Raw genomic sequence first — 14,126 nt, forward strand, 5'->3', positions numbered from 1 at the left:
CTTTGCTGATCTAAAGCGTAAAAAGGGCAAGTAGATAATACTTGCCCTTGAATTCTGTGTGCGGATTATACAGAAAGCGAGTCACTTTCTAAAGGGTCAGTTTACACCCTATTTTGTGGCTAATTCTGTGGTTAGTTATCTAGTCGGCTAAAAGACGTAACACGCCCTAACTAAACGACATAAAAAGATAGCTCATAATGATCGCATCTTCGTTGCCTTGCTTGGTTGGGTAATAGTTACGGCGGCGATCGACTTCATTAAAGCCAGCCTTCTCGTAAAGATTAAAAGCATTCACATTACTTTCGCGAACTTCCAGCCAAGCACTCTCAGCGTCAGCTTGTTCACACATATCAAGAAAGTGCTCAACCAAAGCTTTGCCGTAGCCTTTACCTTGCTGCTTAGGGTCAACCGCTATCGTCAGCAAAGTAACCTCACCGACAATATTCTGAGCATAGAAATAGCCGACAACCTCTCCATCGACTTCTAAAACACGGTGGCTGCCTCCGCGGCTATTAAGATCACGGATCATATTTTCAGACCAAGGATGGGAATGCGCGGTCTGCTCAATCTGCCAAATTGCGTCTAGGTGTTGTTCTGAAGTGGGTAAAAATTGATTAGTCATAAGCACAAATTTGTTGCCATAAGTCGCGGCGATGTTGGTTATTACCGTTAATGTCAGACAGTAATGGAGATTGAAGTGTTTTTGCCTTCAGTTCATGGGCAGATTCGCAACCAGCAAACCATACCCATTCAACCGAACCTAAATCCACAGCAGACAAGTGTTGTGGTTGAAGGTGTAAAGCCTGAGATAAGTCGAGCTTGATACTTTTAAGTACGCGTTCAAACATCACGGCGAGATCTTCCTGAGGTTTTTCAGGCGAAACCAGTAGCAACTTACAGTCGCTCGATAGTGGAATCAATTCAGATTCGTAGCCAACCAAACGCTCCGGGTGACTAAGCTCCCATTGGCTGATGCCCATCTCTTGCAGGTATTGTGCGTGTGTTTGTGACATATCTAGCGGTGTAACCTTAGGTTTGTTGGTATTGCTCTTCTTAGAGCGAACTGAAAAGGAGCTCATTGGGGCTGATACTAACAAAAAATAAAGGAGCATCAAGCTCCTTTATTTAGACTAAATCAGTTTGTATCGGATTACGTGGTAAATCAGCTTATAAGTCGTTGAACTCTGGGCTGTAAGCAATCTCACCAGAATGCCCAGCAAACACACCGTCTACCAACTCAATCGCTTGGAAAGCACCTTCAGGTACATCCCAAACACAACTCAGGCCAAACTCGCTCGCAGCCTTAAAACCAAAGCGGCCGTAGTAAGCAGGATCACCAAGCACAACACAGGCTGGGTAACCGAAATCTACCAATGTAGAAAATGCGTCTTCAACCAGTGATTTGGCAATACCTTGATTGCGGTACTCTTCTTTCACTGCGAGAGGCGCAAGTCCCTGCCAGTTATGATCGTCACCATGGAGAGTGATAGGGCTAAACATCAGGTGACCAACCACCTCGCCCTCATCTGAACAAGCCACCAGCGATAGCGTTAAATGGCTATTCTCACGCAAGCTCATAACCAAATTAGCTTCTGCATCTGTTTCAAAAACAGATTTCAATAAACGATCAATGACAAGTATATCTGCCGGTGCTTCAGTTCGAATAAGCATTCATTACCTCACTTTGTGTATCTGGGGATTGTACTCCCTTCTGCACAAAATCAGCTAATTGATTTAACAAAGTTTTCATAGGAGTCGGCAATACGTCTAAATCTACGCTATCCATCAAGTTTTTGACTTCTAAACCAAGCTCTGTATCGCCCTCAATAGACAGTCTACGTTGAAAGAAAAGCGTATCTGGGTCTTCTTTACGCCCGGCAATCAGCACAAGATCGTTAAGGTTTCCGCTAAAGCTTACATCTTCAACAACCTCGTTATCAGCTACAACTAGTTGCTCATTTTGATAGCTAATACACCAACTTAACCCCATATCTTTTATTGAGACTTTAAGCCACTTGTCTTCTAAGAATTCAAAGTCACCGTCCTCTAAAGCTTCCTTAAAGACATTCTTAAGCGCCTCCAATAAGGCTCTTTTTTGTACTGTTTTAGGCAATAACTGGACTGGAGATCGCAAAATTGATGCGGCATTTTGAACTAGTTGAGTGCGAATCTTGTTTATCACGTGACTTATCCGTAACTTTGTCAATAATATGGAATGCATCATAGATGATGTTGAAATCTCAGTTACTGTTATGTATCAAATTAACTTCGGTTTGATACTCGACCTTTAATATCCTGAAAATCACAGTTATAGTAACTCAGGTCATGAGAATTACAGCGGATCGCTGCACTCACAGGTAAATATCGATAGCCACACAAAAAGTAATAAATATTTATCGATAGTGAATATTCAAGCTCTTGGAGAATTGGTAGTACTTTGATGCCTCCCCAGCAACTACAACATTGGTTTACCCAGCTAACAGCAAACAGTCCGTTCTTTTTTGCGGTACTTGACGCCCAACATAACTATTTTATGGTTAATGAGCGTTACTGCGATATTGCTGGTTTGAGTAAAACCGAGCTTGCTGGCATGAATGACCGCCAAACATTAGGTGAGCAATTCTACCAACATCTTAAGCCTTACTATGAGCGTGCATTCAATGGCGAAACGATTGAGGCCGAAGTCACGCTCAACGAAACTGACCTCGATACCAGCCTTCATTTCAGCCTATCTCCGCTGACGAATGGCAACAAAACCGACTACATTGTCTTTCATGCCTTCGACACATCAGAAAACCAAGTACTTGCCCGTTCTTTAGAAGAATCCGAAGCGAAATTCCACAAGCTATCTCACCTACTCCCTGACGGATTACTGTTAGTTGAAAGTGACTACATCTTGTCATCAAACCCAGCAGCAGCACGCTTGCTCGGCTTTAACTCCACCACCGAGTTAATTGGCGAAGAGTTGGGACGATTATTCATCGATGAACAAACCAAAACAGTCTTCAATAATAACCTCAGTTCTATTATTTCCGAGTCTGGTTTGGTTTGCTTAACGGGTGCCCGATGCGGCTTTGAACGTAAGGTTCAACTCAACATCGACTCCACCACTATTCTTGGAAGTAACACTCAGCTGGTGCTTATCCAAGATGCACAAGAGACCACAAAGCAGTATACGCCGGCAAACAGTGAAGATGCCTACATCGATGCACTGACCAAGCTCTACAACCGAGTTGGGTTCACCAAACGTCTTGAGCAGTTCATTCAAAACGATACGCCAGTTGTGATGCTCTACTTAGATATTGATAACTTTAAGAATATCAATGATTCACTAGGTCATCACATTGGCGATAAAGTGATTAAAGAGGTTGCTTCACGCCTAAAACGTTTACTGCCTCGTCAGGCCGTTATTGGTCATTTAGGCGGGGATGAGTTTGGTATTATCCTGCCAGAACCTGAACATCAGCGAACGCCTGAAATGCTCGCTGAAAAGATCATTTCCCTGATCAATCAACCCTTCGATCTTCACCACTTTAGTAAGCGCTTAGCCTGCTCGATTGGCAGCGTGAGCTTTCCTCAAGATGGCACCGATGCTCGTATCTTGCTACAAAATGCAGACACCGCAATGTATGAAGCGAAAGATCGTGGACGTAACCGCCTGATCAAGTTCAACGAACAGATGAACAAAGAAGCGCGTATGCGATTGTGGTTGGAGATAGAGCTACAAAAAGCACTGCAACAGAATGGACTTGAGGTTTGGTATCAACCTAAGGTCAACGCGCGTGATTTCACCATCAACGGTGCAGAAGCGTTAGTGCGCTGGAAGCACCCAGTAGAAGGCTACATCAGCCCTGCCGCATTCATCCCTGTAGCGGAACGAGCTGGTCTTATCGAACAGCTTGGTCGTGTAGTAATGCGTGAAGTGTTTGCCACGGTTAAGCGTTGGAAGATGCAAGGTATCCTTCCAGGTAGAGTGGCTATCAATTTGTCTCCAGAGCAATTTGGTAACCCGAAACTGATTGATTACGTTGAAAAGTTACTTCGTTCAACAGAGCTTGACCCTAGTGCTATTACGTTTGAGCTGACAGAAAGCGCGGTGATGAGTGATAGTGAACACACACTTCAAATGCTTAACGCTATAAAGAAACTCGGCTTTGCTTTATCTATCGATGATTTTGGTACGGGCTACTCTTCTCTGTCTTATTTGGCTCGATTCCCAATTGATGAGCTTAAGATTGACCGTGCTTTCATCTCTGATATCGATACGCTACCAAAGCAAATCACTGTGATTGAAAACATCATCAACCTGGGTAAATCTCTCGATTTAACTGTAGTGGCAGAAGGCGTCGAAACCAGTGAACAAGCGACCCTGCTTTCTAACCTCAACTGCAGCTCAATCCAAGGCTTCCACTTCTATCGCCCACAACCGAAACAAGACGTCGAAGAGCTGTTTGCCCAAAATCGTCGCCATAAGAACTAGTACACGATTCAACTACCCCCCAGTCAAAAGCCACACCAAAGCACAAAAACATTACTAGTCAGTACCCCAAACGGAGTAAAAGCAGATTTATCCATCTAAACCTGCCTTACATCAATTCCGTCATTCATAATTCTTCATAAAATACTCGCTTCAATTTCATTCTACTGGTAGTGAGCAAATGGAACTCTTATGCCCAGCGGGTAACTTACCTGCTTTGAAAACCGCTATTGATTGTGGTGCGGATGCTGTCTATATCGGATTCAAAGACGATACCAATGCCCGACACTTTGCAGGCCTTAACTTTGCGGGTAAAAAGCTCGATCGTGCTGTGCAATATGTGCATGACCGCAACAAGAAAATTCACGTTGCCTTAAATACTTTTGCTCACCCAAATGGCTTCGAACGTTGGACAAATGCCGTAGACAACGCCGCAGCACTAGGTGTTGATGCGCTGATCATTGCTGATATCGCAGTGCTTGAGTACGCAGCAAACAAATATCCAGAACTAGAATTGCATCTATCGGTTCAAGCTTCTGCGACCAATGCGGCTGCAATCGACTTCTACCACAAGAACTTCAATGTAAAGCGTGTGGTATTGCCTCGCGTATTGTCGATTCATCAGGTCAAACAGCTTTCTCGTAACATCACCTCTGACGTTGACCTTGAAGTATTCGCTTTTGGTAGTTTGTGCATCATGGCGGAAGGTCGTTGTTACCTCTCTTCATACATGACCGGCGAATCACCCAATACCGTTGGTGCTTGTTCTCCAGCAAAATACGTTCGCTGGCAAGAAACAGAAACCGGCCTAGAGTCACGCTTGAATGAGATTCTTATCGACAAGTACGTAGCCGGCGAAAACGCGGGCTACCCAACGCTGTGTAAAGGCCGCTTTGAAGCAGAGATCGATGGTGAGCGTAAACGCTATCACGCACTTGAAGAGCCAACCAGTCTCAACACACTGTCTATGCTGCCTGAGCTATTTGCTGCCAACGTTGCCTCAGTGAAAATTGAAGGTCGCCAACGTAGCCCTGCTTATGTCGAGCAAGTGACTCGTACTTGGCGTGCAGCTATCGACCGCTACTTAGCGAACCCAGAACAATACCAAGTGGAACAAGCTTGGAATGCGACACTGGCGAATGTATCTGAAGGTACACAAACCACGCTTGGCGCTTATCACCGTAAATGGCAATAGAGCCAAATGGAGAACTCAATGAAATACGCATTAGGCCCTCTTCTTTATTTTTGGCCAAAACAAGACGTTGAAAGCTTCTATGAACAAGCGAAATCAAGCTCTGCTGATATCATCTATCTAGGTGAAGCCGTGTGTTCAAAGCGTCGTGAGATGAAAGCAAAACACTGGATGGATATTGCCAAAGAGCTGTCGGCTTCAGGTAAGCAAGTCGTACTTTCCACCATGGCATTGCTAGAAGCACCAAGCGAAGTCAACATCATGAAGAAGTACATTGATAACGGTGACTTTGCGATTGAAGCCAACGACGTGTCTGCGATTCAATTAGCAAGCGAAAGCAAAGTGCCTTTTGTGGTTGGCCCGGCGGTTAACACCTACAACGCACGTACTCTGAACCTGTTCTTGAAACAAGGTATGACGCGTTGGTGTATGCCTGTTGAGCTTTCTCGCGAATGGCTAAGCAACGTAATGACACAGTGCGAAGAGCTTAATATCCGTAATAAGTTCGAAGTAGAAGTATTTAGCCACGGCTACCTACCACTTGCTTACTCAGCACGATGCTTTACCGCTCGCGCAGAAAACAAAGCCAAAGACGATTGCGAAACCTGCTGCATCAAATACCCTACCGGCCTACAGGTCGATAGCCAAGAAGGCCAGTCAGTCTTTAACCTTAACGGTATTCAAACTCAATCAGGTTACTGCTACAACCTAGTCAATGATCTACCGAGCATGCATGACTTGGTTGATGTGGTTCGTTTAAGCCCATTGGGCATCGATACCTTCTCTGAGATCAACAACTTCAAAGCCAATGAGCATGGCCAAAAACCAATGACCATTGAAAGCCGCCAATGCAACGGTTACTGGCACCAACTTGCAGGTTTAGACGTTAAGAACATCTAACTCCTCATTGAATCAATCAGTAACAGATACAAAAAAGGTCTAGCATTCGCTAGACCTTTTATCATTCAGTTTAAGAAAAGCGACCTACGCCGTCGCGGTTTCCAGCGGCGCAACATCGAGCTTCTTTACGTCTTTGTAGAGCATGATCATAACAACTACGCTTAACGCGATATTGGACAATGGATAGGCAATCCAAATCCCCGGCACACCGTACAATTTAGGCATGATGTACAAGAAAGGTAATTGGATAAGCATATTGCCTATCGTTACAAACATCGCCTTGCTGCCTTTGTTCACCGCCTGATAGTAAGCACCCGCTACCACTAAGAAGCCATCAAGCGCCAATGCAAACATGTGTAGTCGAATACCCAACACGGTGTACTCAACTAGCTGAGGTTCATCCGAATTAAAGACGGAAACAAACTCACGTGGGAACGCATTCAGCAACAACACAAACGCCACACCAATCAAGACAGAGCTCACCATCGCAATCTTCAGTAACTTACGAATATTCGCTTGATTGCGAGCACCATGGTTGTAACTCACTAATGGCTGCATGCCGTTGGCGATACCTTCCGCTGTGAGATAATAAACCGTCACTATGTAGCCCAAAATAGCGTAAGCACCAATCATCAGCTGATCGCCATATTGAGAGAACAAGGCATTGTGCAGCGCCACCATCATCGAACCATAAGCGTACATAAAGAAGCTCGAGGTACCAATGGCGAAGATGTCAGGAATCACCGATAACTTCAGTCTCAGTTCACTCCAACGTAAACGTAAGTTTGCTCGACGTGAGAAAAAGTAAGCCAACCCCAAACCCGTTACCACAAACTGAGCAATTGCGGTTGCCAATGCAGCACCCTTCAATTCCCAACCAAGCTGCGCGATAAATAGGTAATCCAATACAATGTTAATCACCGCACCGACAATCATCAGTATGGTGGCCAAGTTAGGACTGTCATCGTTACGCAGTAAAAACGGCATCGCGATAGAGCCTAAAGTGAAGACACTAGCGCCAATCAGAATATGTAAGTATTGCAGGCCTAGTTCATACACTCGCCCTTCAGCACCCTGCCAAAGCAAGAAGTTATCGGCAAACAGAAACAACAATCCAGAAACAATGGGTGTTATCGCCAACAACAATGTTAGGCCGGTTGCTAAGATCTGCTTAGCACCTTTCGTGTCTTTTTCGCCTTGACGGATCGAGACAAGCGCCCCCGTCCCCACTCCCACGAGCATACCAATACCGAGGATCGCCCCAATAACAGGCCACGCGACGTTAATGCCCGCAAGTCCATCGGCCCCCACATAACGGCCAATGAAAATACCATCCACCACTTGGTAAAGGCCATTAACTAACATGGCCGCTACGGTAGGTATTGTGTATCGCCAGAATTGACGACTAATTGAGTTACTCATTTCTTACTCTACTTTCTTCAGTGAGTCGCATACCAATGGGATATGACTCGTAAAACTAGTTAACAAGACTAACTAAATATCTAAATTATTTATTTCAAAGCCTTGTTTAATAATAGGTTCAGCTGGTGGGATTCTTGCTCAGACAAGCGACTTTCCAGTATCTGTGCCATGACCTGATAGATTTTACTTTCTTCTTCCAAACCGAATTCAGCTTTTTGGGTCAAAATCACCAGCTTAGATCTCGCATCTTCAAGAGACGCTTTGCGCTCAACTAGACCTTTTCTTTCTAGCCTTTGAACCATAGTCGTCGCAGAAGGTTTTGTCACCTGCATCTCAATAGCAAGGTCTGTTAGTCGAATAGGCTCTAACGATGCTTGAATGACCTTCAAATAATCGTACTCATTGAAGCTCAACTGGCAGATAGGATCTTCATTAACTTGAGTTCGCCATATCTTAGAAGCAAAGCGTTCAATTTTTTCTAGATTTTGGTCCAGCATAGATTTCCAACCACAGAATTTGCATTTAGTTAGCAAGGCTAACTATTTTAGTGTTGTTTAAATAAAAAGCAATCAAAAACAAGACCCCCGTTTATAAAAAAGGATCATAAAAAAGGGCCATAAAAAAACCGCTGATAGGCAGCGGCTTTTCGGAATCAAAATGTATGCTTACTTAGCGTTAGCTTCTTCTTCGGCCTCAGCCAACTTAACTTGCGCTAAATGCTCGGCTTTAAGCGTAGTGAAGATACGACTTAACTCTAAAAAAGAGTAACGGTGTTCTACGTATTCATACACGTTAAAAGAAACCGCTAACTTGTACAAAGAGATCGCATTCGCGTAATCACCATTCATGTGGTGACGCTTAGCAAGGTAGAAGTACGTTTCCGTCAGACGTTGAGCTAGGAGCGTATTGTCACGAGTCCCGGTTAGGATAGCTTTGAATGCCTGCTCTTCGGTAATATCGTCAAGCATGATCGCAACTAATACCCAGCCCCACTGTTCGTCACGGCTCTCGTAACGCTTTTGAAGATCAAGCTTTGCTTGTTCTGGCGTGAGTTCATGCTGAATGATGTAAAGCCACAGAGCGCGAAACGGATCGCTAGGATCATCAGCGTAGTGCTTCATCATCTCTTCGTTAGCTAAGTCATAACGCTCGCCATAGTAGAGAGCGATAGAGCGATTTCTTTCTGCATATGAGTTTTCAGGATCAAGCTCTAACGTAGAATCAAAAGATTCATAAGCGGCATCAAACTCCCCTACCTGCGTAAAGTAAACACCCAAAAGATTGAAGATATCAGGTTGAGCGGGGTTCAATGAAAGAGACTGATTGAAATCAAGACGCGCTAAATCGCGCAAGCCAACGCTGTCGTAATAATTACCACGCTCGAACAACATTTTAGCTCGAACTTCATCGTTCAAATCTGGGCGTTGTAATAGCTGACTAAGACGCGCTATTTGCACTTCTTGCTGAACACTTGGTTGAAGCGGCACAGCCATTGGTGGATAAACCCAACGTGAGGTGTTATCTGATGTTGTCGCACAACCAGTTAGTACAAGCAGTAAACACATACTCGCGGTTTGAAACCATTTCACAAATAATTACTCCTGTTATGACCGCAATAAAAAAGGGGAGCGATATGCTCCCCTTTATAACATGCTTTTTTACCAATGGGTTAGAAATCACTAAAAAGCGATAGTCCCATTAATAGGCTAAGAATTACTCAGCAGCAGGTGCTTCGCCTTCAGCTGGCGTTTCAACTGCTTCTTTCATGCTCAGACGTACACGGCCTTGACGGTCAATTTCAAGAACCTTAACTGGTACTTCTTGACCTTCAGTTAGGTAGTCAGACACTTTCTCAACACGCTTGTCAGCGATTTGAGAGATGTGTACTAGACCATCTTTACCTGGAAGGATAGTAACGAATGCACCGAAGTCAGCTAGACGAGCAACTTTACCTTGGTAAATGCGGCCAACTTCAACTTCAGCAGTGATCTCTTCGATACGACGGATAGCTTCTTGAGCAGCTGCGCCTTCAGTAGCAGCAATCTTGATTGTGCCATCGTCTTCGATTTCGATTGTAGTACCTGTTTCTTCACAAAGAGCACGGATAACTGCGCCGCCTTTACCGATAACATCTTTGATCTTATCAGAGCTGATTTTCATTGTGTGGATACGTGGAGCGAATTCAGAGATATCTTCACGAGCACCAGAGATAGCTTCATCCATTACAGAAAGGATGTGCTTACGTGCACCTTGCGCTTGGTTAAGAGCAATTTGCATGATCTCTTTAGTGATACCTTCGATCTTGATGTCCATTTGAAGTGCAGTGATACCAGCGTTAGTACCTGCTACTTTAAAGTCCATGTCACCTAGGTGATCTTCGTCGCCAAGGATGTCAGAAAGAACAACGAAATCGTCGCCTTCTTTAACAAGACCCATTGCGATACCTGCAACAGAAGCTTTGATTGGAACACCAGCATCCATAAGCGCTAGAGATGTACCACATACAGAAGCCATTGAAGAAGAACCGTTAGATTCTGTGATCTCCGATACAACGCGAACTGTGTATGGGAATTCGTCAACAGAAGGCATTACTGCTTGGATACCACGTTTAGCAAGCTTACCGTGACCAATTTCACGACGCTTAGGAGAACCAACGAAACCAGTCTCACCTACACAGTATGGAGGGAAGTTGTAGTGTAGAAGGAAGTTGTCTTTCTTCTCACCCATTAGGCTGTCGATGATTTGAGCATCACGTTGTGTACCAAGCGTTGCAGTAACAAGTGCTTGAGTTTCACCACGAGTGAATAGAGAAGAACCGTGTGTACGTGGAAGAACACCAGTACGTACGTCTAGCGCACGAACCATGTCTTTTTCGCGGCCATCGATACGTGGGTTGCCAGCAATGATGCGGCTACGTACTACGTTTTTCTCTAGAGAGCCAAGCATGCCGCGGATTTCGCGCTCATCTAGGTTTTCGTCTTGTGCAATTAGAGCTTCAACAGTGTCGTTCTTGATTGCGCCAACTTGCTCGTAACGCGCCATTTTCTCAGTGATCTGGTACGCATCAGATAGACGAGTTTCAGCTTGCTCAGCAACTTTAGCTTTAAGCTCAGTGTTAACTGCTGGCGCTTCCCAGTTCCAAGATGGAGTTGCAACTTCAGCAGCAAATTCGTTGATTGCTTTGATTACAACTTGTTGTTGGTCGTGACCGTAAACAACAGCTGAAAGCATTTCTTCTTCAGATAGGTTATCTGCTTCAGATTCAACCATTAGTACTGCGCCTTCTGTACCAGACACAACTAGGTCTAGTTTAGAGTTTTCAAGCTCAGTATTTGATGGGTTAAGAACAAGTTCGCCGTCGATGTGACCAACACGTGCAGCACCGATAGGACCATTGAATGGTGCACCAGAGATAGCAAGTGCAGCAGACGTTGCGATCATAGTGATCATGTCTGGGTTTACGTCAGGGTTGATAGAAACAACCGTAGCGATAACTTGAACTTCGTTTTTAAACGCACTTGGGAAAAGTGGACGAATTGGACGGTCAATCAGACGAGCTGTTAGCGTTTCGCCTTCAGAAGGACGACCTTCTCGCTTGAAGAAACCACCAGGGATTTTACCCGCAGCGTATGTACGCTCTTGGTAGTTAACTGTTAGAGGGAAGAAATCTTGGCCTGCAACAGCTTCTTTCTTAGCAACAACAGAAACGAATACTGATGTATCGTCCATAGTCGCCATTACAGCAGCAGTAGCTTGACGTGCCATTACGCCCGTTTCTAGAGTAACGGTGTGGTTACCGTACTGGAACGATTTTACAACTGGTTTTTCAAACATTGTATATCCTTAGCTCTAAAGTCATGACTTTAGATTAAGTGAAGATTGACTCAAGATATTACCAATCGCGACTAGTGAAAAGAGACTTGGGAATGATGCTTCTTTGTATGAGTTCATACGCCGAATTAATACCAAATCCGCCTTTGAATAGTCGCGACCTATTGGCCGACATCTGTGACTGTAACGTCTTGAGAGGTTGATTGCCCAGCGTTGAAAACGCATAGGCGGGCGTAGTATAAACTATTTTTATTAGGAGAGATATTTCCTATCAGAAAAAGCCAGATGATATTCTGTGCATCCAGCCAAACATTTTCTTACGGGCACAAAAAAAGGAGCATAAATGCTCCTTTTCTTCAAACTGTCTTTGCAGACATCGCTATTAGCGACGTAGGCCTAGACGCTTGATTAGGTCTTGGTAACGAGTAAGGTTTTTGCCTTTCAAGTAATCAAGAAGCTTACGACGGCTAGAAACCATACGTAATAGACCACGACGGCTGTGGTGATCGTGTTTGTGCGCTTTGAAGTGACCTTGTAGGTGGTTGATAGAAGCAGTAAGTAGTGCTACTTGTACTTCTGGTGAACCTGTGTCGCCTTCAGATTGTGCGTATTCTGCAACGATTGCTGCTTTAGTTTCTGCATTCAGAGACATAAATCTCTCCTGATAAGAGTAAGTTTATATTTGTAGCAGCCAATCTCTGATTCAGCCGCTACGCGAGCCGAGGATTATAGGGAAGTTTATGAATTGGTGCAATAACAATCGAACACCTTAAAAACTAAAAAAGCGAGCCACTTAATTTAAGAGCCCGCTTTCTGAATTATTTGATCGCTTTAAACACGAACAGCTACTATCTGATTCGACTTAAGCGCTAAGCTTGTGGTTCTTCATCTCTGAAAACAACCAAACGTTTCGGTGCGACACGGCCATCATCAGCAATATGAGCAACACCAACAAACAGCTTTTCTTCACCACTTGTCATGCGAACCGTACCTTCAGTTGGAGCACCAGAAACCTGAACTGGCATACCGTGCTGAACTAGGTCAGTCAGTTCCGCATTCAGATTAACTTCAGGTAGATCTTCCACTGCGGTATCCATTGCCATAAGCAGAGGATCAAGCAACTCTTTAGGCGCAATTTCTTGCGCTTGTGCTTGCTCTAAAATTTCGTTCAGCTGCTCTAACGTAACCATGCGTTCATACGGATACTTTGCCACACCAGTACGACGAAGCATTGTCACGTGAGCACCACAACCTAGCATTTCACCAAGATCGTCGGTAATTGTGCGGATGTAAGTACCTTTAGAACAATGTACTTCCATCTCAACTTCATCACCTTCAAAGCGAAGTAGCTCAATAGAATACACAGTGATCTTGCGAGACTCACGAGGCACCTCGATACCTGCACGTGCATATTCATACAAAGGCTTACCTTGATACTTCAATGCAGAGAACATTGATGGAATCTGGTCGGTTTCACCTTTGAAGCTTGCAATGCAGCGTTCAAGTTGCTCTTGAGTCACGTTGATTTCACGCGTTTCAACCACTTCACCATCAGAATCTGAGGTGTTGGTACGCTCACCAAGCTTCGCGACAACAACGTAGCGCTTATCAGAATCAAGAAGAAACTGAGAGAACTTCGTTGCTTCACCAAGACAAATTGGCAGCATGCCAGTCGCAAGAGGATCCAGAGCACCGGTGTGCCCTGCCTTCTCTGCAAAGTAAATACGCTTTACTTTTTGCAGTGCATCATTAGATGAAATGCCTGTTGGCTTATCTAACAGAATTACCCCGTTTATAGGGCGACCTTTACGACGGCGAGCCATTACTCTTCATCCTTAGACTGAGTTTCGTCAGTGCGGCCAGATTCTTCTTGCTTACGCTTGTCATCGTTCAGTACTTCACTTACTAGGTTAGACATACGCATGCCTTCTACCAATGTGTTGTCGTAAGTAAAACGAACTTCAGGTGTTAGACGGTGACGAATACGCTTGCCAAGAGCCATACGAACTGGCACTTCATGCTCTTTAAGAGCAGCGAGACATGATTCAGGTGTTTGCTCACCGATACATAGGAAAGTCACGAACACTTTTGCGTATGCAAGGTCACGAGACACTTCTACATCTGAAATAGTTACCATACCAATGCGTGAGTCACGAACTTCACGTTGGAGGATAAGTGCGAGCTCTTTTTGAAGCTGCTGAGACACACGTTGTGTGCGGCTAAATTCTTTTGACATTTTCTTTTCTCACTTAGAAAGATGGGGGGCTTGGTAATTACCAGCCCCCCATGGTGTATTCAACAACC

14 protein-coding genes are annotated in these 14,126 nt (G+C 44.5%); 3 read left to right on the top strand and 11 right to left on the bottom strand.

Going from position 1 to position 14,126, the window contains the following annotated elements:
* Positions 1-166: 166 nt before the first annotated feature.
* The 4 genes from rimI to L3V33_RS11100 form a co-directional block, all read right to left on the bottom strand.
* Positions 167-622: a ribosomal protein S18-alanine N-acetyltransferase gene (gene rimI, locus L3V33_RS11085; RefSeq protein WP_004734482.1), complete on the bottom strand. Its 456-nt coding sequence runs from the start codon at positions 620-622 to the stop codon at positions 167-169.
* A complete protein-coding gene (locus L3V33_RS11090) occupies positions 615-1,013 on the bottom strand; it encodes a DNA polymerase III subunit psi (protein WP_029222295.1) in 399 nt (132 codons plus the stop codon). Before L3V33_RS11090 ends, rimI begins: the two co-directional genes overlap by 8 nt.
* 154 nt (positions 1,014-1,167) lie before the next feature.
* Positions 1,168-1,671, bottom strand: coding sequence for an N-acetyltransferase (locus tag L3V33_RS11095; RefSeq protein ID WP_102487626.1), 504 nt, complete (start codon positions 1,669-1,671; stop codon positions 1,168-1,170).
* Positions 1,655-2,224, bottom strand: coding sequence for an SCP2 domain-containing protein (locus L3V33_RS11100; RefSeq protein WP_017080003.1), 570 nt, complete (start codon positions 2,222-2,224; stop codon positions 1,655-1,657). The genes L3V33_RS11095 and L3V33_RS11100 overlap by 17 nt, the downstream gene beginning before the upstream one ends.
* 216 nt (positions 2,225-2,440) lie before the next feature.
* On the opposite strand from L3V33_RS11100, the gene L3V33_RS11105 reads away from it, so the two are divergent.
* The 3 genes from L3V33_RS11105 to L3V33_RS11115 all read left to right on the top strand — a co-directional run bounded on the left by L3V33_RS11105 (position 2,441) and on the right by L3V33_RS11115 (position 6,569).
* Entirely contained in the window at positions 2,441-4,480 is a 2,040-nt protein-coding gene (locus L3V33_RS11105; protein ID WP_017084241.1) for a bifunctional diguanylate cyclase/phosphodiesterase, read from the top strand.
* Between the two features lie 178 nt (positions 4,481-4,658).
* A complete protein-coding gene (locus L3V33_RS11110) occupies positions 4,659-5,672 on the top strand; it encodes a peptidase U32 family protein (RefSeq protein ID WP_004734487.1) in 1,014 nt (337 codons plus the stop codon).
* A gap of 18 nt (positions 5,673-5,690) precedes the next feature.
* Positions 5,691-6,569: a U32 family peptidase gene (locus tag L3V33_RS11115; protein WP_162808221.1), complete on the top strand. Its 879-nt coding sequence runs from the start codon at positions 5,691-5,693 to the stop codon at positions 6,567-6,569.
* An 84-nt stretch (positions 6,570-6,653) separates the two neighbouring features.
* On the opposite strand, the gene L3V33_RS11120 is transcribed toward L3V33_RS11115, so the two are convergent.
* The 7 genes from L3V33_RS11120 to rbfA all read right to left on the bottom strand — a co-directional run bounded on the left by L3V33_RS11120 (position 6,654) and on the right by rbfA (position 14,058).
* Positions 6,654-7,991 (bottom strand): MATE family efflux transporter, encoded by a 1,338-nt coding sequence (locus L3V33_RS11120; protein ID WP_237290383.1) that lies wholly within the window; start codon positions 7,989-7,991, stop codon positions 6,654-6,656.
* Between the two features lie 89 nt (positions 7,992-8,080).
* On the bottom strand, positions 8,081-8,488 hold the full coding sequence (locus L3V33_RS11125; protein ID WP_237290384.1) for a MarR family transcriptional regulator: 408 nt from the start codon (positions 8,486-8,488) through the stop codon (positions 8,081-8,083).
* A gap of 168 nt (positions 8,489-8,656) precedes the next feature.
* Positions 8,657-9,580, bottom strand: a complete 924-nt coding sequence (gene nlpI / locus L3V33_RS11130; RefSeq protein WP_237290385.1) for a lipoprotein NlpI — start codon at positions 9,578-9,580, stop codon at positions 8,657-8,659.
* Positions 9,581-9,704: 124 nt separating this feature from the next.
* Positions 9,705-11,825 (bottom strand): polyribonucleotide nucleotidyltransferase, encoded by a 2,121-nt coding sequence (pnp, locus tag L3V33_RS11135; RefSeq protein WP_086048817.1) that lies wholly within the window; start codon positions 11,823-11,825, stop codon positions 9,705-9,707.
* Positions 11,826-12,204: 379 nt separating this feature from the next.
* A complete protein-coding gene (gene rpsO, locus L3V33_RS11140; protein WP_004734493.1) occupies positions 12,205-12,474 on the bottom strand; it encodes a 30S ribosomal protein S15 in 270 nt (89 codons plus the stop codon).
* A gap of 217 nt (positions 12,475-12,691) precedes the next feature.
* Positions 12,692-13,645, bottom strand: a complete 954-nt coding sequence (truB, locus tag L3V33_RS11145) for a tRNA pseudouridine(55) synthase TruB (RefSeq protein WP_237290386.1) — start codon at positions 13,643-13,645, stop codon at positions 12,692-12,694.
* Positions 13,645-14,058, bottom strand: coding sequence for a 30S ribosome-binding factor RbfA (rbfA, locus tag L3V33_RS11150; protein WP_004734495.1), 414 nt, complete (start codon positions 14,056-14,058; stop codon positions 13,645-13,647). The genes truB and rbfA overlap by 1 nt, the downstream gene beginning before the upstream one ends.
* Between the last annotated feature and the right edge of the window lie 68 nt (positions 14,059-14,126).

It is taken from the genome of Vibrio sp. A2-1 (genome assembly GCF_021728355.1).
GTDB classification, from domain to species: Bacteria; Pseudomonadota; Gammaproteobacteria; order Enterobacterales; family Vibrionaceae; genus Vibrio; species Vibrio splendidus_K.

Excerpts from the sequence above, each read along its gene's own strand:
- rimI (WP_004734482.1), bottom strand. The coding sequence starts at position 622 with ATGACTAATCAATTTTTACCCACTTCAGAACAACACCTAGACGCAATT.
- L3V33_RS11090 (WP_029222295.1), bottom strand. The coding sequence starts at position 1,013 with ATGTCACAAACACACGCACAATACCTGCAAGAGATGGGCATCAGCCAA.
- L3V33_RS11095 (WP_102487626.1), bottom strand. The coding sequence starts at position 1,671 with ATGCTTATTCGAACTGAAGCACCGGCAGATATACTTGTCATTGATCGT.
- L3V33_RS11100 (WP_017080003.1), bottom strand. The coding sequence starts at position 2,224 with ATGATGCATTCCATATTATTGACAAAGTTACGGATAAGTCACGTGATA.
- L3V33_RS11105 (WP_017084241.1), top strand. The coding sequence starts at position 2,441 with ATGCCTCCCCAGCAACTACAACATTGGTTTACCCAGCTAACAGCAAAC.
- L3V33_RS11110 (WP_004734487.1), top strand. The coding sequence starts at position 4,659 with ATGGAACTCTTATGCCCAGCGGGTAACTTACCTGCTTTGAAAACCGCT.
- L3V33_RS11115 (WP_162808221.1), top strand. The coding sequence starts at position 5,691 with ATGAAATACGCATTAGGCCCTCTTCTTTATTTTTGGCCAAAACAAGAC.
- L3V33_RS11120 (WP_237290383.1), bottom strand. The coding sequence starts at position 7,991 with ATGAGTAACTCAATTAGTCGTCAATTCTGGCGATACACAATACCTACC.
- L3V33_RS11125 (WP_237290384.1), bottom strand. The coding sequence starts at position 8,488 with ATGCTGGACCAAAATCTAGAAAAAATTGAACGCTTTGCTTCTAAGATA.
- pnp (WP_086048817.1), bottom strand. The coding sequence starts at position 11,825 with ATGTTTGAAAAACCAGTTGTAAAATCGTTCCAGTACGGTAACCACACC.
- rpsO (WP_004734493.1), bottom strand. The coding sequence starts at position 12,474 with ATGTCTCTGAATGCAGAAACTAAAGCAGCAATCGTTGCAGAATACGCA.
- truB (WP_237290386.1), bottom strand. The coding sequence starts at position 13,645 with ATGGCTCGCCGTCGTAAAGGTCGCCCTATAAACGGGGTAATTCTGTTA.
- rbfA (WP_004734495.1), bottom strand. The coding sequence starts at position 14,058 with ATGTCAAAAGAATTTAGCCGCACACAACGTGTGTCTCAGCAGCTTCAA.